This is a genomic window from Actinobacillus genomosp. 2 (assembly GCF_029773605.1).
GTDB lineage: Bacteria > Pseudomonadota > Gammaproteobacteria > Enterobacterales > Pasteurellaceae > Actinobacillus.
In genome coordinates this window covers 1,860,025-1,883,708 of record NZ_CP103807.1, presented here as the reverse complement: position 1 = coordinate 1,883,708, position 23,684 = coordinate 1,860,025, and the positions used below count along the sequence as shown (strand labels likewise).

23 protein-coding genes and 6 tRNA genes are annotated in these 23,684 nt (G+C 40.8%); 21 read left to right on the top strand and 8 right to left on the bottom strand.

The annotated features are described in order from the left end of the window. Positions 1–234: 234 nt before the first annotated feature. The 12 genes from NYR60_RS09435 to uvrD all read left to right on the top strand — a co-directional run bounded on the left by NYR60_RS09435 (position 235) and on the right by uvrD (position 13,972). Positions 235–1,227, top strand: a complete 993-nt coding sequence (locus NYR60_RS09435) for a YeeE/YedE family protein (protein ID WP_279466950.1) — start codon at positions 235–237, stop codon at positions 1,225–1,227. 8 nt (positions 1,228–1,235) lie between these two features. Next, positions 1,236–2,609 carry a rhodanese-like domain-containing protein gene (locus NYR60_RS09430; RefSeq protein ID WP_279466948.1) on the top strand — a complete coding sequence of 458 codons (1,374 nt, stop codon included), beginning with the start codon at positions 1,236–1,238 and terminating at the stop codon, positions 2,607–2,609. Between the two features lie 152 nt (positions 2,610–2,761). Continuing rightward, positions 2,762–3,844, top strand: a complete 1,083-nt coding sequence (prfA, locus tag NYR60_RS09425) for a peptide chain release factor 1 (protein WP_279466946.1) — start codon at positions 2,762–2,764, stop codon at positions 3,842–3,844. Positions 3,845–3,910: 66 nt separating this feature from the next. Then, entirely contained in the window at positions 3,911–4,450 is a 540-nt protein-coding gene (locus NYR60_RS09420) for a glycoside hydrolase family 43 C-terminal domain-containing protein (RefSeq protein ID WP_279466945.1), read from the top strand. A gap of 4 nt (positions 4,451–4,454) precedes the next feature. Then, a complete protein-coding gene (prmC, locus tag NYR60_RS09415; protein WP_279467984.1) occupies positions 4,455–5,327 on the top strand; it encodes a peptide chain release factor N(5)-glutamine methyltransferase in 873 nt (290 codons plus the stop codon). Beyond that, entirely contained in the window at positions 5,328–6,194 is an 867-nt protein-coding gene (locus tag NYR60_RS09410) for a SirB1 family protein (protein WP_279466943.1), read from the top strand. It abuts the gene before it with no gap. 85 nt (positions 6,195–6,279) lie between these two features. After that, the gene (gene kdsA, locus NYR60_RS09405) at positions 6,280–7,134 is read left to right on the top strand and encodes a 3-deoxy-8-phosphooctulonate synthase (protein WP_279466942.1); all 855 of its coding nucleotides are present in this window, start codon (positions 6,280–6,282) and stop codon (positions 7,132–7,134) included. Between the two features lie 56 nt (positions 7,135–7,190). Continuing rightward, on the top strand, positions 7,191–8,141 hold the full coding sequence (locus NYR60_RS09400) for a 2-hydroxyacid dehydrogenase (RefSeq protein WP_279466941.1): 951 nt from the start codon (positions 7,191–7,193) through the stop codon (positions 8,139–8,141). Between the two features lie 129 nt (positions 8,142–8,270). Then, complete coding sequence (locus NYR60_RS09395) at positions 8,271–9,443, top strand: lipoprotein-releasing ABC transporter permease subunit (RefSeq protein ID WP_279466939.1); 1,173 nt, start codon at positions 8,271–8,273, stop codon at positions 9,441–9,443. A gap of 209 nt (positions 9,444–9,652) precedes the next feature. Then, entirely contained in the window at positions 9,653–10,333 is a 681-nt protein-coding gene (gene lolD / locus NYR60_RS09390) for a lipoprotein-releasing ABC transporter ATP-binding protein LolD (RefSeq protein ID WP_279440831.1), read from the top strand. Further along, positions 10,329–11,582 (top strand): lipoprotein-releasing ABC transporter permease subunit LolE, encoded by a 1,254-nt coding sequence (gene lolE / locus NYR60_RS09385; protein WP_279467983.1) that lies wholly within the window; start codon positions 10,329–10,331, stop codon positions 11,580–11,582. Before lolD ends, lolE begins: the two co-directional genes overlap by 5 nt. A gap of 191 nt (positions 11,583–11,773) precedes the next feature. Continuing rightward, the gene (gene uvrD, locus NYR60_RS09380; RefSeq protein WP_279466938.1) at positions 11,774–13,972 is read left to right on the top strand and encodes a DNA helicase II; all 2,199 of its coding nucleotides are present in this window, start codon (positions 11,774–11,776) and stop codon (positions 13,970–13,972) included. Positions 13,973–14,216: 244 nt separating this feature from the next. On the opposite strand, the gene NYR60_RS09375 is transcribed toward uvrD, so the two are convergent. From NYR60_RS09375 to NYR60_RS09350, 6 genes are all read right to left on the bottom strand, one after another. Beyond that, positions 14,217–14,292 (bottom strand) — tRNA-Gly (locus NYR60_RS09375). Between the two features lie 46 nt (positions 14,293–14,338). Then, positions 14,339–14,425: transfer RNA gene (locus NYR60_RS09370), tRNA-Leu, on the bottom strand. Between the two features lie 32 nt (positions 14,426–14,457). Continuing rightward, positions 14,458–14,544, bottom strand: a tRNA-Leu gene (locus NYR60_RS09365). 22 nt (positions 14,545–14,566) lie between these two features. Further along, positions 14,567–14,642 (bottom strand) — tRNA-Gly (locus tag NYR60_RS09360). Between the two features lie 26 nt (positions 14,643–14,668). Next, a tRNA-Leu gene (locus NYR60_RS09355) sits at positions 14,669–14,755 on the bottom strand. An 11-nt stretch (positions 14,756–14,766) separates the two neighbouring features. Further along, positions 14,767–14,842, bottom strand: a tRNA-Gly gene (locus NYR60_RS09350). A gap of 239 nt (positions 14,843–15,081) precedes the next feature. Here NYR60_RS09350 and NYR60_RS09345 point away from each other — a divergent pair. The 7 genes from NYR60_RS09345 (at position 15,082) to accC (ending at position 20,846) form a co-directional block, all read left to right on the top strand. Continuing rightward, positions 15,082–16,110 (top strand): YeeE/YedE family protein, encoded by a 1,029-nt coding sequence (locus NYR60_RS09345; RefSeq protein WP_279445799.1) that lies wholly within the window; start codon positions 15,082–15,084, stop codon positions 16,108–16,110. 21 nt (positions 16,111–16,131) lie between these two features. Continuing rightward, positions 16,132–16,353, top strand: a complete 222-nt coding sequence (locus NYR60_RS09340) for a sulfurtransferase TusA family protein (protein ID WP_279445798.1) — start codon at positions 16,132–16,134, stop codon at positions 16,351–16,353. A gap of 222 nt (positions 16,354–16,575) precedes the next feature. Beyond that, on the top strand, positions 16,576–17,400 hold the full coding sequence (dapD, locus tag NYR60_RS09335) for a 2,3,4,5-tetrahydropyridine-2,6-dicarboxylate N-succinyltransferase (protein ID WP_279466937.1): 825 nt from the start codon (positions 16,576–16,578) through the stop codon (positions 17,398–17,400). Positions 17,401–17,465: 65 nt separating this feature from the next. Next, the gene (aroQ, locus tag NYR60_RS09330) at positions 17,466–17,930 is read left to right on the top strand and encodes a type II 3-dehydroquinate dehydratase (RefSeq protein WP_279466936.1); all 465 of its coding nucleotides are present in this window, start codon (positions 17,466–17,468) and stop codon (positions 17,928–17,930) included. Next, complete coding sequence (locus tag NYR60_RS09325; RefSeq protein ID WP_279466934.1) at positions 17,923–18,711, top strand: glycosyltransferase family 32 protein; 789 nt, start codon at positions 17,923–17,925, stop codon at positions 18,709–18,711. Before aroQ ends, NYR60_RS09325 begins: the two co-directional genes overlap by 8 nt. 172 nt (positions 18,712–18,883) lie before the next feature. Continuing rightward, a complete protein-coding gene (gene accB, locus NYR60_RS09320; RefSeq protein ID WP_279466932.1) occupies positions 18,884–19,348 on the top strand; it encodes an acetyl-CoA carboxylase biotin carboxyl carrier protein in 465 nt (154 codons plus the stop codon). A gap of 154 nt (positions 19,349–19,502) precedes the next feature. After that, positions 19,503–20,846, top strand: a complete 1,344-nt coding sequence (gene accC / locus NYR60_RS09315) for an acetyl-CoA carboxylase biotin carboxylase subunit (protein WP_279466930.1) — start codon at positions 19,503–19,505, stop codon at positions 20,844–20,846. A gap of 42 nt (positions 20,847–20,888) precedes the next feature. Here the strand turns inward: accC and mobA are convergent, their stop codons facing one another. Next, positions 20,889–21,980: a molybdenum cofactor guanylyltransferase MobA gene (mobA, locus tag NYR60_RS09310; RefSeq protein ID WP_279466929.1), complete on the bottom strand. Its 1,092-nt coding sequence runs from the start codon at positions 21,978–21,980 to the stop codon at positions 20,889–20,891. 85 nt (positions 21,981–22,065) lie between these two features. Between mobA and NYR60_RS09305 the strand changes: the two genes are divergently transcribed. Continuing rightward, on the top strand, positions 22,066–22,335 hold the full coding sequence (locus tag NYR60_RS09305; protein WP_014992260.1) for a YihD family protein: 270 nt from the start codon (positions 22,066–22,068) through the stop codon (positions 22,333–22,335). A 43-nt stretch (positions 22,336–22,378) separates the two neighbouring features. Beyond that, the gene (dsbA, locus tag NYR60_RS09300) at positions 22,379–23,017 is read left to right on the top strand and encodes a thiol:disulfide interchange protein DsbA (protein WP_279466928.1); all 639 of its coding nucleotides are present in this window, start codon (positions 22,379–22,381) and stop codon (positions 23,015–23,017) included. A gap of 60 nt (positions 23,018–23,077) precedes the next feature. Here the strand turns inward: dsbA and dolP are convergent, their stop codons facing one another. After that, complete coding sequence (dolP, locus tag NYR60_RS09295) at positions 23,078–23,665, bottom strand: division/outer membrane stress-associated lipid-binding lipoprotein (protein ID WP_279466927.1); 588 nt, start codon at positions 23,663–23,665, stop codon at positions 23,078–23,080. Between the last annotated feature and the right edge of the window lie 19 nt (positions 23,666–23,684).

Genomic DNA, 23,684 nt, shown 5'->3' with positions numbered 1-23,684 from the left:
GGAATAAAATGAGTGAAAAAGATTGGTCATAATACCTGAAAATCCTGTGGAAATCTTGTAAATTTTTGCGAAAAAATTACCGCTTATCCGATTGACAGATCCAAAAATTTTAGCTAGCTAATCGGTCATCAATTTTCTGTGTTATAGATCACATATTTTTAACAAATTCCTACCGCTTACTGCTTTTAATATTTATAATAGAAATATTTTTTACATAGTATTAAGGTTTAATCTATGCTTATTTCCGGTCTTTTTGTCGGGCTATTGCTCGGTATCATTTTACAACGTGGACAATTTTGCCTTTCAGGACAACTTCGCCAAGTTGCCTTTAAACGAGATTTTGCTTCGTTTTCACCACTTTTAACCGCTATCTCCGTACAATCTATTGGTTTCTATCTGTTAGAGCAGCAAGGCGTTATTCGTTTTCCAAGCTCACCAATGCCGATTCTTGCTACTCTACTCGGTGCATTTCTATTCGGTATCGGGATGGGAGTCGCTAATCGTTGTGTTTCCGGACAACTATATAGAGCCGGAGAAGGCATGATCGCAGCGATGATCACCTTATTCGTGTTTGCCGTTACTACTGTAGCGACTCAAACCGGCGTATTAAAATTTTGGGTTGCATCGCAACTTGAAACGGAAAGCCAGCTCATTACCTTACCGCAGACTTTAGGTATTTCCAGCCTTTGGTTCATCATTCCGCTTAGCTTAATTGCTGGTTGGGGATTGCAAAAAAGCCGTAAAATTCAACCGCTTATTCCTCGTAAGCCATTCAGTCAATTTTGGTCGCCTCACTTCACGGCAATTTTACTCGGTTTAGTCAGTATTCTAGCTTGGGCATTCAGTGCTGAAACAGGTAGAGAATTTGGGTTGAGCTTTAGTATTTCAGTCGGTCATGCTTTGCAATATTTAACCCTTGGGCAACAGCGTTATTTAAATTGGGGAACTTATCTGATTATCGGGCTGGTACTCGGCTCATTTCTCTCCGCCAAATTATCGGGTAATTTCCGTTGGAAAGCCTTATCGCCGACAGATTTCGGCAAAAGTATCGCCGGCGGTATATTGATGGGTATCGGTGCCGCACTAACTGGCGGTTGTACGATGGCAAATGCGGTAGTCGGTACCGCTTATTTCTCTTGGCAAGGGTGGATTGCAACTATCGTTATGATGTTTGGCGTATGGTGCGTGTTCATTCTTCGCAAAAATCCTTTAAAATCAACTTGTTAGGAGTATTTATGACACTTTTAAAACTCTCCACTTTAGCGGTGGCTCTCGGCTTGCTTGCAGGCTGTAACGAACAAAAAATCGGTGAAATCTCACAAACGGAATTACTGAAACAGAAAGAGAATCCCGAATTTTTAATTATCGATACCCGTGGCGATACTTTTTATAATGGTTTTAAAAGCCAACAAACTGCTCGAGGTGGCCATATTCCGAATGCCATTCAATTTACTGCCGAATGGGTTGAGGCTATTCATCCAGATTATTTTGAAAGTTTTGCGGCGGATAAAGGGATTACCAAAGATAAAACTCTCGTATTCTATGATGATAATCTCGACAATTTAGAGAAAGTGAGTGCTGAATTTGCTGCAAAAGGCTACAAAATTAAGTTATTTAAAGATTTTGTTAAATATACACAAGATCCGACCGCTCCACTCGAAGCATTTCCAAATTATCACTGGCTAGTTTCCGCCCAATGGCTAAAAGACGCATTAGACGGCAAAAAACCAGAAACTGATTCAGGTAAAGAAATTATGGTATTCCACGTTTCTTGGGGTCCGCTTGAACAGGCACAAGGTTATAAACAGCACGTTTCAGGAGCCTATCATTTCGATACTGATTGGATTGAAAATGGTCCGGTATGGAATCTATCCGCACCGGATATAGTTGAGAAAAACTTATTGAAAAACGGTATTACTAAAGATAAAACCGTCGTACTTTATTCGGAAAATCAACTTGCCGCTTTCCGTGTATTATGGGCATTAAAATGGGCGGGTGTGGAAGATGTCAGAATCTTAAACGGTGGCGTAAATGCTTGGATTAATAACGAATTTCCGATTGATATGACAACCCATATTCCAACACCGGCAACAGATTTCGGTACCAAAATTCCGGCTAACCCGCAACTGACCATCGAAACCGCACAACAAGCCTATGCCAAACAAAAAGAAGGGGTAAAACTTGTCAGTATTCGTGCTTGGGACGAACACCTAGGTAAGATCAGCGGATACGATTATATTCCAGGCAAAGGCGAACCTGAAGGAGCAATTTGGGGCTATGCTGGTACGGACTCTTCCAATGTCGCGGACTATTACGATCCGGACGGCTCGTTACGTAATCCAAAAGAGATCTTTGCTTTATGGGAAAAACAAGGCATTAAACCGAATGATCACTTGGCTTTCTATTGTGGAACCGGTTGGCGAGCGGGTATTCCATGGTTTATGACGCAAATGGCTGGATGGAAAAATGCAGTGGTATATGACGGCGGTTGGAATGCGTGGCAAATGGATAATTCACTCCCGACTAAAATACATTCAACGGTAACGAAACCGAATGCCAAGAATTTCTTTGGTGTAACGCCTCGTAGCGGACTTTCTTGTAAGAGCTAATCTCCCGAACTCACAAAATATATAGGCGGTTAAATTTTACAAAAAAATTGTGAATTTTGACCGCTTATTATTTTTTACTACAAGCAATTTTTTGCATTTTCAGCTATAATCGCACCATTTTTCACTCAATATAAACAGATATAAATCGAACAATGAAAGACTCTATTATTAATAAATTAGAAAGCCTGAGCGAACGTCATGAGGAATTGCAAGCCCTATTAGGCGATCCGTCCGTGATTAACGATCAGGATAAATTCCGTGCTTATTCAAAAGAATATTCACAACTTGAAGAAGTGGTGACCACTTTCAATCGTTGGAAAAAATTAAATAACGATATCGAAGAAGCACAAATTCTGCTTGACGATCCGGATATGAAAGATATGGCGGCGGAAGAAATTGCGGAAAATAAAACCGAAATCGAAAATCTGGAACAACACTTACAAATTCTATTACTGCCGAAAGATCCGAATGACGAATACAACGCATTCTTAGAAATTCGTGCCGGTACGGGTGGTGACGAAGCAGGTATTTTCGCCGGAGATTTATATCGTATGTACAGCCGTTATTGTGAAAGCAAACGCTGGAGAATCGAAGAAATGTCTGCTAACGAAAGTGAACAAGGCGGATATAAAGAAATCATCGTTAAAATCAGCGGCGAAGGCGTGTATGGTCAACTTAAATTCGAATCGGGCGGTCACCGTGTACAACGTGTACCGAAAACCGAATCACAAGGTCGTATTCACACCTCGGCGTGTACCGTTGCTGTAATGCCTGAGTTACCAGAATCGGAAATGCCGGAAATCAATCCGGCGGATTTACGTATCGATACTTATCGCTCATCGGGTGCCGGCGGTCAGCACGTTAATACCACCGATTCTGCGGTACGTATTACTCATATTCCGACTGGTATCGTAGTAGAGTGCCAAGACGAACGTTCACAGCACAAAAACAAAGCGAAAGCACTTGCGGTGTTAGCTTCTCGTATTGTTCAAGTAGAGCAAGAACGTCAAGCGGCGGAACAAGCGGATACTCGCCGTAACTTACTTGGCTCAGGTGACCGCTCGGATAAGATTCGTACCTACAACTACCCACAAGGTCGTGTCACCGATCACCGTATCAACTTAACTGTTTACCGCTTAGATGAAGTAATGAACGGTAAAATCGATGAGTTAATTCAGCCGATTATTACCGAATACCAAGCGGATCAATTAGCTGCACTTTCCGAGCAGGCTTAACCTTTATGAGGGCAGTATTTGCCCTCCTCTTTTATTTTATTGATATTTTATTTTTGGAAAGCAGATATGAAAAAAATTATTTTAGCGGCAGCTGTTACCTTAATCGCAGCTTGTTCTAATCAAAATACGCAAACATCAACAGCAGTAGCAACGTCTGAAGCCGTAACATCAAAAAGCTTTATCGGTGATTGGGAATGTCGTATGGACGGCGGAAATATCGCAACCAGCAATAACGTGACTTTAGCGGAAGATGGCAAAGCAACTTATTTGGGCAAAGTGATGTTACCGAATGAAAAACCATTATTCCAATATGATGTAAAACGTAACGGTACTTGGTCTTATGAGAATAAAACGCTTACTTACAAATTTATGGACGGAAATATTAGTCGTTCTCACCGAGCTGAAATTCAACAAGCATTAAAAACGGATAAAACTTTACGTAATACCGAACAAAAATACTACGAAGCGATTACTAATCAGCTAGCAAAAGCAGAACAAAAACCGCTAAATATTGCGATCAGTAATTTTGCAGGCAATGCCTTCAGTATTAAACAAAATGTCGCCGGCACAGATCGTACCGGACTTTGTGTTCACTCAACCAAGTAACCGAATGAACTATACTCAATGGCTTGATCAGGCAATAGCAGCACTTAATGCCAATATTGCCCAAGATCCTTATCTGAATCCTAAAACCGATGCCAATCTACTTTTGCAAGCGGTCACAAAACGCACAAAATCTGCAATTTTTGCATTTGGCGAAACCGAGCTGAAGCAAACAGAATTGACGGAGCTTGAGCAACTATTAACTCGTCGTTTGCAAGGCGAGCCGATGGCATATATTTTAGGTGAAAAAGAATTTTGGTCATTGCCATTGAAAGTTTCGCCGCATACGTTAATTCCTCGTCCGGATACGGAACGTTTGGTTGAAGTCGCTTTGGATTGGGCCTACAAGCGGTTGGAAATTCAGCAAACTTTACGAATCTTAGATCTTGGTACAGGAACCGGTGCTATCGCTTTAGCTTTGGCTTCGGAACTTGGAAGACAATCCGAAATTCTCGGTGTAGATTTTAAAGCGGAAGCGGTTACACTTGCCGAAACCAATCGCCAACATTTAGGTTTTAGCAACGTCAGTTTTTTACAAAGCGATTGGTTCTCTGCTCTTGAAAATCAGCAATTTGATCTTATTGTGAGCAATCCACCTTATATTGATCAACACGATGAAAATCTGAAATATGGCGATGTACGTTTTGAACCGCTCTCTGCTCTTGTTGCTGAGCAGAACGGTTTAAGTGATTTGCAAAAAATTATCCAAAACGCACCGCTTTACTTAGTTGATAACGGTGCATTAATGTTGGAACACGGTTGGCAGCAAGCCCAAGCGGTTCAACAAATTTTCAAACAATATCAATGGGATGAGATCGAATCATTCCAAGATTACGGCGGTAATGACCGCTTAACTAAAGCAGTAAGAAAGGCAAAATAAATGGACGATGTGATTGAAGAACTGTTAAAAGAATTAGATCTGCCGAAAGTTGAAATCAGCCCGAAAGAATTACAGAAATATTTATATCGTGAAATGGTCCGCTTAACGTTATTGGTGGATGATTCACTCAGTGAACCGCAGGTTTTCGGCTTAATGTCGGCGCTAGTAAAAAAAGCACGTTATCAAGTGAATGCGGAATCTGATGCGGAGCGAATCCAGCAATTACTCACATTAGTTTATCAAGAGTGGGGATTCCATTGTCATTATCAGCAATATTTCCATACGGATAATCTGTTACTGAATAAAGTGATTCGTACTCATTCCGGTATGCCAGTTTCGCTGGGGGCAATCGTGCTTTATTTAGCAGCTTCTCTTGATTTACCGATTTATCCGGTCAATTTCCCGACTCAGTTAATTCTGCGTGCCGAAATGAAAGATGAAAAAGGTAAAACAACCGTACGTTTTATTAATCCGTGGGACGGCAGTTTTATGCCATTGGAATTACTCACTAAATGGCTTGAAGGTGAAATCGGTTATGGTACAGAGCTTACCCCTGAATTACTCCGCCAAGCAAAACCTTCAGAATTACTGGAACGAGTAGAAACCGTGTTTAAAATGGCACTCACTCGTGAAGGAAAATATGAAGAAACCTTACGCTTAATCGAATATCGTTTAGTATTCAGCCCGGAAGATCCATATGAAATTCGTGACCGAGGAATGGTGCTAGCCAGTATGGATTGTTTCCAAGCTGCTTATGAAGATCTCAGCTATTTTATCGATCAATGTCCAGAAGATCCTTCTGCGGTGATGCTCAAACTCGAAATGAAAGGTTTAGAGCAAAAGAGTAAAGAAAGTAGATTACATTAATTCCAAATCACTTTTTTGTAGCAAGAACATCAACATAAAAATCCTTTAACTTACTTAAAATCCTTTTGGATTAAGGAAATAGAACATGAACAACAAAATCGTAAAAGTCGGCAATATCGAAGTGGCGAATGACAAGCCGTTTACTTTATTCGGCGGTATGAACGTATTAGAAAGCCGTGATATGGCAATGCGCGTCTGTGAACAATACGTAGAAGTCACCAACAAACTGGGTGTGCCTTATGTATTTAAAGCTTCTTTCGATAAAGCGAACCGTTCGTCAATTCATTCTTACCGTGGTCCGGGTATGGAAGAAGGTTTAAAAATCTTCCAAGAATTAAAAGATACCTTCGGCGTGAGCATTATTACTGACGTACACGAAATTTATCAATGCAAACCGGTAGCGGAAGTGGTGGATATTATCCAGTTACCAGCGTTCTTAGCTCGCCAAACGGATTTAGTCGAAGCAATGGCGCGTACCGGTGCGGTGATTAACGTGAAAAAACCACAATTCTTAAGCCCGGGTCAAATGGGTAATATCGTAGAAAAAATTGCAGAATGTGGTAACGAAAACGTGATTCTTTGCGACCGTGGTACTAACTTCGGCTACGATAATTTAGTGGTGGATATGCTCGGCTTTAACATTATGAAAAAAGTATCAAAAGGCTGTCCGGTCATTTTTGACGTAACTCACTCGTTACAATGTCGTGATCCATTCGGTGCAGCATCCGGTGGTCGCCGTGATCAAGTAACCGAATTGGCTCGTAGCGGTATGGCAATCGGTTTAGCCGGTTTATTCCTTGAAGCACATCCGGATCCGAATAATGCAAAATGTGACGGTCCATCAGCCTTACCGTTATCAAAATTAGAAGCATTCGTTAGCCAAATGAAAGCAATCGATGATTTAGTTAAATCATTCGAAGAAATTGATACGTCAAACTAATGCCTATTACCACGGGGAGTCATCACTTCTCGTGGTAAAAATTTAAGGAGCCTTCCATGACTGTGCTTAATATCGTTTTTCTAGATAAAACCGGTGTACCCACCCACGAAATCCCTCGCCCTTCTTTTCCTCATACTTGGACGGAATACGACAGTACCGATGCTTCACAAACCTTTGAGCGTGCTAAAGATGCCGATATTATCGTCACCAGCAAAGTATTACTCGGCAGAGAATTACTGGCTCAATTACCGAAACTTAAATTAATTGCGATTACCGCCACCGGCACTAATAATGTTGATTTAGTCGCAGCGAAAGAGCTGGGTATTGCAGTAAAAAACGTAACCGGCTATTCCACCACAACCGTGCCGGAACACGTTTTAGGTATGATTTTTGCGTTAAAGCACAGCTTAATTGGTTATCATCGAGACCAAATTACCTCGGATCGTTGGGCGACTTGTGGGCAATTCTGCTATGTCGATCATCCGGTAACCGATATTCGTGGTTCAACCTTAGGTATTTTCGGTAAAGGCAACACCGGTTCGGAAGTGGCTCACTTAGCACAAGCGGTCGGAATGAAGGTCATTTTTGCAGAACACAAAGGTGCAACTGAAATTCGTGAAGGTTATACCGCTTTTGAAGAAGTGTTTACACAAGCGGATATTATTTCATTACATTGTCCGCTCAGCGATTCAACTCAAAACCTGATTAACGCCGAAACCTTAGCATTAATGAAACCGACCGCTTATTTAATTAATACCGGCAGAGGTCCGTTAGTAGATGAAGCGGCATTATTAGCAGCTTTAGAGAACGGCAAGATTGCCGGAGCGGCGTTGGACGTATTAGTCAAAGAACCGCCGGAAAAAGACAATCCGTTAATGCAGGCGGCAAAACGTTTACCGAATTTATTAATTACCCCGCACGTTGCGTGGGCAAGCGATTCGGCAGTTACTACTTTAGTAAATAAAGTGACGCAGAATATGGAAGAATTTGTACTCAACGGAAAATAATATTCCACGAAATAGCCTGATTCCTAAAAGATACAAGCGGTTTAAAATTAGCGAAAATTTGCAAAAAATTCGGTAAATTTGACCGCTTGCTTTTTAAGTATTAGGTATAAATAGCTAACAATATAAACTATGAATTTAACAACTCTTTTTATTGCTTTCCGCTATTGGCGTTCTAAAAGTGCCGATCGCTTCGGGCGCTTAGTCACCAATTTGGCAAGTTTCGGGATCGTGCTTGGCGTAATGGCATTAGTGATCGTGCTGTCGGTAATGAACGGCTTGGAGAATATGCAAAAGCGCAATTTGCTTTCAACACTGCCGCACGCCATTGTGTTGCCACAAGAAGGAAATTTCGATAAAAATCAATCAATTAACTTACCGGCATTTGCAAGTAAAAGCGTAGCGATTAATAAAGCGAATGTAATTATCCAAAGCCAGCAAGGAATCAATGCCGGTCAATTACTCGGTGTTGAAAATGAAAACGATGATCCAATGTTGATTGGTGAAGATGTCAAAGCACTACTGCCACAAGGTGAATTTAATATATTGATCGGTTCACGCCTTGCAAATAAGTTGAATATCGGTACTGGCGAAAAGATCCGCTTGATGATTACCGAAAACAGTCAATATACGCCGATGGGACGTGTACCGGTTCAGCGTTTATTTAACGTGGTTGGGATTTATCACAGCAACAATGAAGCGAGCGAATATACCCTTTTTGCCAACCTTGCCGACGTTGGGCGTTTATTGCGGATAACCGAAGACCAAGTGCAAGGTATGCGTCTATATTTGCAAGATCCGTTCCAAGTTACCGAACTTAGCCAACATTTCGCTGCAAATAACTACCAAATTAGTGACTGGCGAGAACAAAAAGGCGAATTTTTCCAAGCTGTTAGAATGGAAAAAAATATGATGGGTTTATTGATCAGCCTGATCATTATCGTTGCTATTTCCAATATCGTGACTTCACTCAGTCTGATGGTGGTGGACAAACAAGGTGAAATCGCCATCTTACAAACCCAAGGTTTAACTAAACGACAAGTAACACAAATTTTTATTTTCCAAGGTGCGATTGTCGGCGTAATCGGTTCGATTTTGGGTGGCATTATCGGTGCGGTTATCACTCTCAATTTGGATGAGATTGTGGCATTACTCAATCCGAATATTCATCTACCGACACTAATTTCACCAATGCAGGTGACAACCATTATCGTGACTTCGATTGTGTTGTCATTGGTTTGTACCCTTTATCCTGCATACCGAGCGGCAAAAATCGAACCGGCTCAGGCATTGAGATATGAATAATTTCAACCACGGAATACACAGATAACACGGAAAATAAAATGCAATGATTTCTGAGTATTCAGTGTGTTCTGTGGTTTACAAGATAAACCTCGGATTGGGATATAAATACTATTAACTACGGAATACTCGGATAGTACGGAAAAAATTTCTGTGTATTCAGTGTGTTCCGTGGTTCTAAATATTTCCACTTAAATGAAGATAAAAACAATATGACCGAATTATTACGCTGTGAAAATATCAGCAAATTTTATGATGAGGGCAACCAAAAGGTGCAAGTCCTCAAAGACGTTTCATTTTCGATGAATAGCGGTGAATTAGTCGCGATTGTCGGCTCATCCGGTTCAGGCAAAAGCACCCTATTACATACGCTTGGCGGTTTGGATCAACCGAGTGCCGGCGAAGTTTGGATCAAACAACAATCACTACAAAAATTAAGTGCGAATAAACTGGCGCAACTGCGTAACCAAAATCTCGGTTTCGTTTACCAATTCCATCACTTAATGGCAGATTTTACTGCGCTTGAAAACGTGATGATGCCAATGCTAATCGGTAATCAAAACAAAAGCGAAGCTCGAGATCGTGCCGAAAAAATGCTACAAGCGGTCGGATTATCGCACCGAATTACCCACCGCCCTTCAGCACTTTCCGGTGGCGAACGCCAACGTGTAGCGATTGCCCGTGCGTTAGTTAATAATCCGGCACTCGTGTTAGCTGATGAGCCAACCGGTAACCTCGACCAAAAAACCACCGAAAGTATTTTTGATCTGATCAAACAACTGAATGCTGAACAAAATATCGCCTTTTTATTGGTCACTCACGACTTAAATTTAGCAAATAAATTATCTCGCCGCTTCGTGATGCGAGATGGTGTATTAAGTGAGGCAGATTAATGAATACCCCTTTTTTATTAGCTGGCGTTATCAACGAGGCAGACAAAAAAATCGGCTAGTTTCGTTGATCTCACTATTTTCCAGTATTGGGATTGCACTTGGTGTGGCGGTATTAATTATCGGCTTAAGTGCAATGAACGGCTTCGAGCGAGAGTTAAATCAGCGAGTGCTTTCCGTTGTTCCGCACGCTGAACTGTATTCCTACAACGGTAATGAAAACGCCCCGATACAAGCGGGTAAAAAACTGGAAAATCTTGCAAATAGTAATCCGAATGTGACCGCTTCTTCGCCCTTCGTCAGCTTTACCGGCTTGATTGAAAACGGTACGCAACTAAAAATCGCCCAAGTTCGAGGCGTTGATCCGGTTAAGCAAGATAAAGTCAGTTCGCTTAGCCATTATATTCCAAGTGAACAATGGCAAGCGTTCCATCAACAAGGCGGTTTGATTCTTGGTGCCGGTATTGCTAAAGATTTGGAAGTAGCCGCCGGTGATGAAGTGACATTGTTATTGCCGCAACCAACCGAGGACGGCAAATTGTCTCAACCGTTACGTTTCAGTCTACCGGTAACCGGCGTACTGAAACTGGAGGGGCAACTCGACCATAGCTATGCGTTATTACCGATTGAAAAAGCCCAAGAGTTATTGGAATATCAACCAAATGAATATTCGGGTATTGAGTTAGCATTAAAAGCACCGTTTAAAGTACAAGAATTGCAAATGCCGGAACTTGCCAACTTTAATCAACCGCTGTATCTCAACACTTGGATTGAAAAATTCGGTTATATGTATAACGACATTCAGCTAGTGCGTACCGTAATGTATATTGCAATGGTTCTAGTGATTGGTGTGGCATGTTTTAATATTATTTCGACACTAATTATGGCGGTAAAAGATAAGCAAGGCGATATTGCGATTATGCGTACACTCGGTGCGAATAATGGGTTTATCAAACGCATTTTTCTGTGGTACGGCTTACTATCCGGTATGAAAGGAGCGTTGGTCGGGATTATACTCGGCGTGATATTGTCGTTGAATTTAACCGCAATAATTAAAGCGATGGAAGGATTTTTCGGGATCAAACTGTTATCCGATGGCGTTTACTTCGTAGATTTCTTACCAAGTGAACTACACTGGCAAGATGTCGCTTATGTGTTAATCGCCACCGTTGTGTTAAGTCTATTCGCTAGCCTCTATCCAGCAACCCGAGCAGCAAAATTAGAGCCGGCAAAAGTGTTAAGCGGTCATTAATTCTCAGCTTTTTACCAAAATACCAATCTGTATAAAATCAGATTGGTATTTTTTATATCCCTATAATGTGATGTCAGAGTACATAAGTTAAAAATTTCCAAACTCTTTGCAAAACTTTCGCTAAATTTAACCGCTTTGATCTATAATAGGATTAACTGTATAAACAAACATTAATTAAATACGAGGCGGTAATGGATTTTTCTTTATTATTAGACGGTTTAAATGATAAACAGCGAGAGGCTGTCGCTGCTCCATTAGGCAATTATTTAGTCTTGGCCGGAGCCGGCTCCGGTAAAACACGGGTGCTGACCCATCGTATTGCGTGGTTAATCGGTGTAGAAAACGTACCGGAATCGAATATTCTGGCGGTTACTTTTACCAATAAAGCGGCGGCGGAAATGCGTCATCGTATCGAACATACTCTTTCTTCCAGCAGTCATCACCGCCTGTTCGGTATGTGGGTCGGTACATTCCACAGCATTGCTAATCGCTTATTACGCTCGCATTATCTTGACGCTAATCTGCCACAAGATTTCCAAATTATGGATAGCGAAGATCAGCAACGTTTACTTAAACGGTTGTTAAAGTTACACAATATTGATGAGAAACATTTTCCGCCGAAGCACGTAGCGTGGTATATCAGTTCGCAGAAAGATAAAGGCAAACGCCCGAAAGATATTGATCATCATAACGATCCGAATGAAAAGAAATTAGTCCAAATCTACCAAATTTATCAAGATGCCTGTGATCGTGCTGGCTTGTTAGATTTTGCCGAATTATTGATTCGAGCTTATGAGCTATTTAGAGATAAACCGCCGATTTTGCAACGCTATCAACAACGTTTTCAGCAGATTTTGATCGATGAGTTTCAGGATACCAACAATATTCAATATGACTTAATCCGTCTGCTTGCCGGTGAAACCGGTAATGTGATGATTGTCGGCGATGACGACCAATCGATTTACGGCTGGCGTGGTGCACAGGTTGAAAATATTCAGCGTTTCTTGAATGACTACCAAAAAGCGGAAACCATTCGTCTTGAGCAAAACTACCGTTCAACCGGACATATTCTTGCCACCGCCAACGAATTAATTTCCAATAACGAAGACCGTTTAGGTAAGAATTTATGGACAGATCAAGGCGATGGTGATCCGGTTGAAATTTATTGTGCTTTCAATGAATTAGACGAGGCTCGTTTTGTTGCGTCACAAATCAAACAATGGAAAGAAGACGAGGGCGATTTAAACGAATGTGCTGTGTTATACCGCAGTAACAGTCAATCTCGTGTGATTGAAGAAGCGTTAATTCAAGCGAATATTCCTTATCGAATTTACGGCGGTATGCGATTCTTCGAGCGTCAAGAAATCAAAGATGCGTTAGCCTATTTACGTTTAATTGCGAATCGCCAAGATGATGCCGCATTTGAACGTGTGATTAACACGCCGCCAAGGGGAATTGGCGAACGTACGCTAGATACGATCCGTCAAATTACCCGTAATCGCCAAATAACCTTATGGCAATCAATTCAAGTGGCGGTACAGGAAGAACAGTTGTCTGGCAGAGCCGCATCTGCCTTATTACGTTTTGTCGAATTAATTAATGCGCTCGAACAAGAAACCGAACAAATGCCACTGTTTGAACAAACCGATTTTGTGATCAAAAAATCCGGTTTATACGAAATGTATCAGCAAGAAAAAGGTGAAAAAGGCGAAGTTCGTATCGAGAACTTAGAAGAGCTAGTCACCGCTACCAAACAATTCAGTAAACCTGACGAAGCGGAAGAAATGTCGGATCTCACCGCATTTTTAACTCACGCCTCATTAGAAGCCGGTGAAGCACAAGCCTCTCCGCATCAAGATTATGTCGAATTAATGACGCTACATTCAGCAAAAGGCTTAGAATTTCCCCGTGTATTTATGGTCGGTGTGGAAGAAGGCATTTTCCCGAGCGGGATGAGTTTTGACGAAGGTAGACTGCAAGAAGAACGCCGTTTGGCTTATGTCGGTATTACCCGAGCGAAGAAAAAATTAACGATCAGCTATGCCGAACTCAGACGTTTATACGGCAAAGAAGAACGCCATATTGCTTCTCGTTTTATTGCAGAATTGCCCGAACAGCATATTCGAGAAGTGCGTTTGAGAGGCTCTATCAACCGTGCGGCAAGTTTTGCTCAAAGCACACCTTTTGCAAAAAATTCAGCAAAAATGACCGCTTCTTGTTTAGAAGACAATAGCTGGAAAATGGGACAAAAAGTGCAACACGCTAAATTCGGACAAGGCACGATTATCAATGTAGAAGGCAGTGGCGAAGCAACTCGCTTACAAATCGCTTTTGCCGGTAACGGTATTAAATGGTTGATTGCTAAAATGGCGAATCTCGAAAAAGTATAAAGTTTATACTTCAGTTAACTGCTCAATTTAAAATGCCGCAACAATGTTCTATTTGTTGCGGCATTGATTTTATATACGATAACAGTTTACCCCGATCATTCCATTCCACTCGAAATAAATAATGTCATAGGCAAACGCTGTAAAATTGAAAATAAATCACGAAAAATTTTGTGTAAGAATAACAGAGGTAATTTTAGATATAAAAAAAGCACCTTATGGTGCTATCTGCTTTGATATGATGAAATGGAGCGGGAAACGAGGCTCGAACTCGCGACCCCGACCTTGGCAAGGTCGTGCTCTACCAACTGAGCTATTCCCGCATTGAAATTATTTTAAATTTAAATAATTTTGAAGTTTATTATCGAATGGTGCCCGAGGCCAGACTTGAACTGGCACGCCCCGAAAGGCGAGGGATTTTAAATCCCTTGCGTCTACCGATTCCGCCACTCGGGCTTCGATAATTAATTTTATTTTAAGCTTTAAAATGGTGCCCGAGGCCAGACTTGAACTGGCACGCCCCGAAAGGCGAGGGATTTTAAATCCCTTGCGTCTACCGATTCCGCCACTCGGGCACAACCGTTTTAAATCTTAAAATGGAGCGGGAAACGAGGCTCGAACTCGCGACCCCGACCTTGGCAAGGTCGTGCTCTACCAACTGAGCTATTCCCGCATAATTTAAATTTTGTCATTCTAAAATGGTGCCCAAGGCCAGACTTGAACTGGCACGCCCCGAAAGGCGAGGGATTTTAAATCCCTTGCGTCTACCGATTCCGCCACTCGGGCTCATCTTAAAATGGAGCGGGAAACGAGGCTCGAACTCGCGACCCCGACCTTGGCAAGGTCGTGCTCTACCAACTGAGCTATTCCCGCAATAAAAACGCTACGTTATTGCGTAGCGATTTATGTGCGGTATTTTAGGCATTTTTAAAACGTTGTCAAATACAAATTTCAAAAAAAATTTCATTAGGCGAAAATTCAATCCATTTGGCGATTTTTTGCAAGAAAACCGTTTGTTATTCCAAATAGCAATAAAAAAAACAGAATAGTTATTGGAATCTATACATCAATTTTCCTAATAATAATTACACTTTATATTTTTAGGAGAGCTTATGTTAATTTCAGGTCTACTTTGTGGCTTCCTACTTGGTTTCGTTATGCAACGCGGACGATTTTGTATTACTGGAGCATTTCGAGATCTCTATGTCACAAAAAGCAAAAAGATGTTTATTGCACTATTGATTGCGATCAGTGTTCAATCTGTTGGCTTTTTTATTCTTAAAGAAGCCGGTTTTATTAATTTCCAACCAGCTGAAAATTTTGCCCCTATCGCAGTCATAAGCGGTGCATTTTTATTTGGCATTGGCATCATTCTTGCCGGTGGTTGTGCTACCGGAACTTGGTATCGTGCTGGAGAAGGCTTGGTTGGTAGTTGGGTCGCACTCGCAACCTATATGTTATTTAGTGCGATGCTAAGAACCGGTCCGCTAGGTTCATTTAATAGTGAATTACGCAGTATTAATACGGAGCATAAAACCATTTATGAAAGTTTAGGTATTTCACCTTGGTTGTTAGTTATTTTACTCGTAGGAATCACGGCATTTTCAGTTTTCCAGCAACTTCGTAAACCGAAAGCTAAAATTGCAACGCTCAAACCTAAAAAAACAGGGTTAGCCCATATTTTATTTGAAAAACGCTGGGATCCGTTTGTGACGGCAATCCTCATCGGTATTATTGCTATCTTCGCTTGGATTTCTAGTGTACCGACCGGACGTGAATTTGGCTTAGGAATTACTGGTCCATCTGCTAACTTATTACAATTTTTAGTGACTGGTGAAAGTAAATTTATTAACTGGGGTGTATTATTAGTATTAGGTATTTTGCTAGGTTCTTTTATTGCCGCAAAAGGTGCAAATGAATTTAGAGTCAGAGTACCAGACAGTAAAACCGTGATTTATAGTGCTGTAGGCGGCATTCTGATGGGAATCGGTGCAACACTTGCCGGCGGTTGCTCTATCGGTAACGGCTTGGTGGAAACCTCATTTTTCTCATGGCAAGGTTGGGTATCTTTACCTGTAATGATTTTAGGCACTTGGGTTGCCGCTTACTTTACCATTATTAAACCGCGTACCAACGCATAAACAACATATAAGGAATAATATATGCAAGTAAAATTAGAAACTGCCGGCTTAGTTTGCCCTTTTCCGCTTGTAGAAGCCAAAGAAGCAATGGCAAAACTGAATAAAGGTGATGAACTGGTGATTGAATTTGACTGTACTCAAGCTACTGAAGCCATTCCAAACTGGGCAGCGGAAGAAGGTTATGAAGTAACAGATTATGAACAAATTGATGATGCTAAGTGGAGCATCACCGTTATAAAATAGACTTATCCACCTAAATAGCGATGTGAATTTAATCGAATCACATCGCTATTTTTCTTACATAATGAAATTGTACTGATTTATTGAGATTAGCGGTCAAATTTCATCAAACCTTTGCAAAAGTTCTACCAATCTGATTGATTTCCTTTTTTATAGTAGAAAAAAATAACTATCTGTGGTAAAAAATAGGGCCACAATCTCCATTTACATTAAAGGAACACAACAATGTCTTTACAAGCAATTATTGAAGCGGCATTCGAGCGTCGTGCTGAAATTACGCCAAAAACCGTTGATGCAGAAACTCGTGCAGCAATCGAAGAAGTTATCGAAGGTTTAGATAGCGGTAAATATCGTGTAGCAGAAAAAATTGACGGTGAGTGGGTCACTCATCAATGGTTAAAAAAAGCGGTTTTACTTTCATTCCGTATCAATGACAACCAAATCATTGATGGCGCGGAAACCAAATACTACGACAAAGTAGGCTTAAAATTTGCAAATTACACTGAAGAACGTTTTGCACAAGAAGGTTTCCGTGTAGTACCATCTGCAACCGTACGTAAAGGTGCATACATTTCTAAAAACTGCGTATTAATGCCATCTTATGTAAACATCGGTGCATACGTAGGCGAAGGTACCATGGTTGACACTTGGGCAACCGTAGGTTCATGTGCACAAATCGGTAAAAACGTTCACTTATCTGGTGGCGTAGGTATCGGTGGTGTGTTAGAGCCGTTACAAGCAAATCCGACTATTATCGGCGATAACTGCTTTATCGGCGCACGTTCAGAAGTGGTTGAAGGCGTAATCGTTGAAGACGGTTGTGTCATTTCAATGGGTGTATTTATCGGACAATCAACCCGTATTTATGATCGTGAAACCGGCGAAATCCACTACGGTCGTGTACCGGCAGGTTCTGTAGTTGTATCAGGTAGCCTTCCATCAAAAGACGGTAAATACAGCCTATATTGTGCAGTTATCGTGAAAAAAGTTGATGCGAAAACATTAGGTAAAGTGGGTATCAACGAATTACTTCGTACTATCGAAGAATAATTAAATCTTCCCGCCCCCCTCCTTGCAAAAGAGGGGGATTTTTTTACCGCTTGTAAGGAACCTATATGAAAAAAATTCTTCTCCTAAACGGTCCGAATTTAAATATGTTAGGCAAACGTGAGCCGCATATTTACGGCTCTCAAACCTTAGCAGATATTGAACAACACTTACAACAATCGGCACAGGCACAAGGCTACGAATTAGATTACTTTCAAGCAAACGGTGAAGAACCGTTAATTAATCGTATTCACCAAGCATTTCAAAATACTGATTTTATTATCATTAACCCTGGTGCCTTTACTCATACGAGCGTGGCGATTCGTGATGCGTTATTAGCAGTATCTATTCCGTTTATCGAAGTCCATCTTTCAAATGTTCACGCACGTGAGCCTTTTCGCCATCATTCTTATCTAAGTGATGTTGCAAAAGGCGTGATTTGCGGTTTAGGTGCAAAAGGTTATGATTATGCGTTAGACTTTGCCATTTCAGAATTAAACAAAATACAATTAGAAGAGGTAATGAATGGCTAATCCAGTAAAATATGAGTCGCTGATTGTTGTCTGTAATGGTTTAGAACGTTTATTCAGGAATGTGGTGAAAGTACTAAGTTACCCATTCCATGCGGTTTTTCCTAAGCTTCGTTTTACGATTCCAAAATATAGTCCGGCAAAAATTAAGCCGAATCAAAATACCCGAATCACTAAAACTATCTGGCAAACTAATTATTCAAATAAAGTTACCTTGCCTGTCTATGCAAATTATCTGTTCAATCGCTTAATGTCGCTAAGTTACGATTATCGCTATGTCAGTACGGAAGAACGTGAAACCTATATTAAAGCAAATGCTGATGAACGTACCTTTACCGCATACAGTAAATTAACCGATGGTGCGGCACAAGCGGATTTTTGGCGTGTTTTCACGTTATTACAAGAAGGTGGAATTTATATTGATATAGATGGACATTTAGTCTTCCCAATCTCACAAATTATTCAGGAAAATGATCGGGAAGTTTTAATTAAACGCCGTGACAAATATACCAATTTCTTTTTAGCTTGTGAGAAAGATCATCCTATCTTAAAAGCCACGCTGGAGATCATTATCAGCAATATCGAAAATCGCCGAATTGAAGGAGGCGTGTTTGTGATGACCGGTCCTGATACACTAAATACGGCTATTGGTAATCAACAAGTAAATACACGCCGTGATAAAGTAACTTGTGCTCAAGGTACTTTCACTAATGAGTATTTTCAGTATATCGACAAACCCCGTAGTAAATGGAACTACAAAAAGAACGAAGATTTATTAAAATAGATTCGCTTTGTAACTGCTACGATGAGTGGCATATTTTCGATAAATTCACTAATTTTACGAGATTTTATTCGCAAAATTAGCGAAATTCGGGTAATCTAGGTAAGTTATTCACTCTGCACAACATTGTGCAGAGTTTCTCTTTTTTAATTGACTATAAAAACGGAATCTCACTATGGATATTCGCAAAATCAAAAAACTTATCGAATTAGTTGAAGAATCAGGCATCACTGAGTTAGAAGTGTCTGAAGAAGAAGGTACAGTACGTATTAGCCGTGCTCAACCGGTTGCATCAGCGGCAGTTCAATACGTAGCAGCACCTCAAGCAACGACAGTTGCGCCTGCAGCACCTGTTACACAAGCGGCTCCTGCAATTACAGCACCGGCTGCATCAGCAGAAGTAAGCGGTCACGCTGTGCTTTCACCGATGGTAGGTACCTTCTACCGTAGCCCAAGTCCGGATGCAAAAGCATTTATCGAAGTGGGTCAAACCGTAAATGTTGGCGATGCGTTATGTATCGTTGAAGCAATGAAAATGATGAACCGTATTGAATCAGACAAAGCCGGTGTGGTTAAAGCGATTTTAGTAAACGACGGTGAAGCGGTTGAATTCGACCAAAAACTTATCATTATCGAATAATTTATTTAGCACGGAAATAACGGAATACACGGAATTTCATAAGTTGAACAAGCGGTCTATTTTTTTCAAAATTTGTAAAAAAATCAGCAAATTTGACCGCTTATAGCTTCTTCCGAGTGTTCCGTTCTTTCCTTGACAAAAGGGGAAAACTCCAATGTTAGAAAAAGTTGTCATTGCAAACCGCGGCGAAATCGCACTACGTATTTTACGTGCGTGTAAAGAACTTGGTATTAAAACAGTTGCAGTTCATTCAACAGCTGACCGTGAATTAAAGCACGTACTTTTAGCGGATGAAACCATTTGTATCGGCCCGGCTCCTTCAGTAAAAAGTTACTTAAATATCCCAATGATCATTGCCGCTGCAGAAGTGACTAATGCAGATGCAATCCACCCTGGTTACGGTTTCTTATCTGAAAATGCAGATTTTGCCGAACAAGTAGAAAACTCAGGCTTTACCTTTATTGGCCCTACTGCGGATGTAATCCGTTTAATGGGCGATAAAGTATCGGCAATCAATGCGATGAAAAAAGCTGGCGTACCTTGCGTACCAGGTTCTGACGGTCCGGTAGGTAATGATCCGGTTAAAAATAAAGAAATTGCAAAACGTATTGGTTATCCGGTGATTATTAAAGCATCTGGTGGTGGTGGCGGTCGTGGTATGCGTGTGGTATATAACGAGAAAGATCTCGAAGAATCTATCGCAATGACCAAAGCGGAAGCGAAAGCGGCATTTAATAACGATATGGTGTATATGGAAAAATACTTAGAAAATCCACGCCATATTGAAATCCAAGTATTAGCGGATACACACGGTAATGCGGTTTATTTAGCGGAACGTGACTGTTCAATGCAACGCCGTCACCAAAAAGTGGTGGAAGAAGCACCGGCACCGGGTATTACCCCTGAATTACGTAAATTCATCGGTGAACGTTGTGCGAATGCGTGTCGCGAAATCGGCTATCGTGGTGCAGGTACATTTGAATTCTTATTTGAAAACGGCGAATTTTATTTCATCGAAATGAATACTCGTTTACAAGTAGAACATCCGGTAACAGAAATGATCACCGGCGTAGACTTGGTCAAAGAGCAATTACGTGTGGCGGCAGGTCTTCCGATCTCAATCAGACAAGAAGACATTAAAGTAAAAGGTCACGCAATGGAATGTCGTATCAATGCGGAAGATCCAAACACCTTCTTACCTTCACCGGGTAAAATCACACGTTTACACGTGCCGGGCGGTTTAGGCGTACGCTGGGATTCTCACATTTATACCGGTTATAGCGTACCGCCACATTACGATTCAATGATCGGTAAATTGATTACCTTTGCAGAAGATCGTGATATTGCAATCCGTCGTATGCAAAATGCTTTATCAGAAACAATTGTGGAAGGGATTAAAACCAATATTCCATTACACAATCTAATTATGGAAGATGAAAACTTTCGTAAAGGTGGTACGAATATCCACTATCTTGAGAAAAAACTCGGTCTTAAATAAGCAACAAGCGGTAAGATTTACTGAAAATCTTACCGCTTTCTTTTAGCTTTTAAGCCATTGCTGAATGAAATCCGCAATCTGCTCAATATTATTAATATCTAAGCGATTCGCCCGTGCCAGCGGGTAATCCGTCGCAGTCGCAATCGTCCATTCATCTAACTCCGGTAACGGTTTTTCAATTGCTTGGCGATGTAGCTGAATCTTGGCAATCGGTTCGTGTTTAAAGCCTTCCACCAAAATCAAATCTACGGTTTCAGGATCAAATTTTGCAATTAATTGCTGAAAATCGACCGCTTGTGTCGGTGTTTCCGTCATTAATGCCCAACGTTCTTCACACACAATCATTGTTGGATTCGCACCGGCTAAACGTAAGCGATGACTATCTTTACCTGGTTTATCTACTTCGACATTGTGATGCGAATGTTTAATCAGTCCGACTCTAATGTGACAAGCGGTCAATTTGGGAATTAATTTTTCCAACAAGGTGGTTTTACCGGTGCCGCTATAGCCGGTAATACCCAGTAATTTCGGCATAGTTGCAGATGTCAGATTAGCCTTTTCCAAATCGGCAAAGGTATTCATATTTTGAAAAGCCAGCTTTTGTTCAGAGAAATCAACCGCAATACTTTTTTGTGTTTGGAAAAATTGAAATAAGCGGCGATCGCCATTTGCCAGATAATCACGAAGCAGTTCGGCTACGGAACGATGAATCAAGGCAATGGTAGGATGCGCTCGCTCACCGTCATTCACATAAGCAATTTGAGCTTGATTGATTGCCAATGCAACCGAGAGTTTTTTCACTAAATTATTGGGTAAGAGCGGTGTATCACACGGGACGAATAACAGGTATTCGCTGTGAATGTTTTCAAACCCAGATAACATTCCGCTCAAAGGTCCTTGGAAATCGCTCAAACTATCACAATAAAAAGGCAAATTCGGGAATTGTGTTTGATATTCCGCTCGTGAACGATTGATATTTAAATAAATTTGTGCAACTTGTGGAGTAAGACGCTCTACAATATGTGAAATCAGGGGTTTCCCCTGTAATAGTTGTAAGCCTTTTTCTACACCGTTCATACGGCGAGCAAGCCCACCGGATAAAATCACTGCAGTAATTTGATCTATTTGTCGCATTTTATATCCAAGTTTTTTGCAAAAGTGTGGTTAAAAGTATATGATTCCGAACACTTTTCAACAAGGATTTTTAAGGAAGCAAAGTATGAAATGCAAACGTTTAGAAGAATTACTTGAGCTATTAGGTGAACATTGGCGTAAAAACCCGGATTTACATCTGATGGATATTTTACAACAACTTTCGGTTGAAGTCGGTGAGCCTGATAACTATGCCGCATTACGTGATGAAGTGTTAATTTACCAATTAAAAATGCGTAATGCAGATAAACACGAGCCGATTCCTGGTATTAAAAAAGATTATGAAGAAGATTTCAAAACGGCATTATTACGTGCCCGTGGAATTTTAAACGATTAATTGGGTCTAACAGACGCATTTATTTTTTATGTAAGGAACAATAATGAAAAAATTGGCATTAAAATCAGTTTTAGTCGCTCTTTCTGCATTTTTCACCGTAAACTCAACCGCCTTTGCGGCGGATCCGGTTGAAGGTAAAGAATATACTCAAGTCCGCCAAGCTCCGTCAGCACAAAAAGAAGTGGTAGAGTTTTTCTCATTCTACTGCCCACATTGCTATGATTTCGAATTAACTTACAAGATTCCAAGTCAAATTAAACAAGCACTTCCACAAGATGCAAAATTAGTTCAGTATCACGTGAATTTCTTAGGTCGCCAATCTGAGAATTTAACTCGTGCTTGGGCATTAGCAATGGCATTAGGCGTGGAAGATAAAGTGAAAACCGCATTATTCGAAGCAGCACAAAAAGATGCGTTCAAATCAATGGATGATATCAAAGCGGTATTTACTGCAAACGGCGTAAGTGCGGCAGATTTTGATAATGGTATTAACAGCTTTGCGGTAAACGGTTTGGTCAACAAACAAGTACAACTAGCAGAAGATTTTAAAATTCGCGGTGTGCCGGCATTTTTCGTAAATGAACAATACCAAATTAATTTGGAAGGATTCTCTGATTCTCAATCAACTAACGAATTTATCAAACGTTATGTTGAAGCGGTAACTTTCTTAATTAAAAAATAACTCGTTAGTCATCACTAAGAAACCGTCTTTAAAGACGGTTTCTTGCTTTATATACTATACTTATTGAGCGTAATTAATCACTTTAATTACTCTATTTACGCCACTTACATTACGAGCAACTTCCGCTGCCGCATCCGCTTGTGATGGAGAAAGTTTTCCGACTAAGAAAACCTCGCCATTTTCGGTAATGACCTTAACTTCAGTAGATTTTACCTCTGAATTAACTAACAATTTTGATTTAGTTGCGGTAGTAATCCAGCTATCAACAGAGATTTGTCCCACCCCAATTTTTTCACCGGTACGGATTTCATTATAGACTTCAGTAACCCCTTCTGCTCCCGCTGCTAAATTCTTAGCGGTTTCTACTGCAGAATCATTCGGAGCCTGCCCAACCAGTAATACCTTACCGTTATAGGCAACAACATTAATGCGTGTTTCTTCTTTAAGTTGAGCGTCTTTATTGAGATTATAAGCAACACGTTCTTCGAGAACCTCATCATCAACCTGGGTTCCTGCACTACGAGGATCAGTCGCTACTTTTGTCGCTACTGCTGCTGAAGTCACTACTGCCGTTGCAATACAGCCCTGCAAAGATAAAAGGCTTAACGCACATAAACTCATTAAACCGATACGTTTTAAAGTGAGCATAACAATATCCTCTCTATAC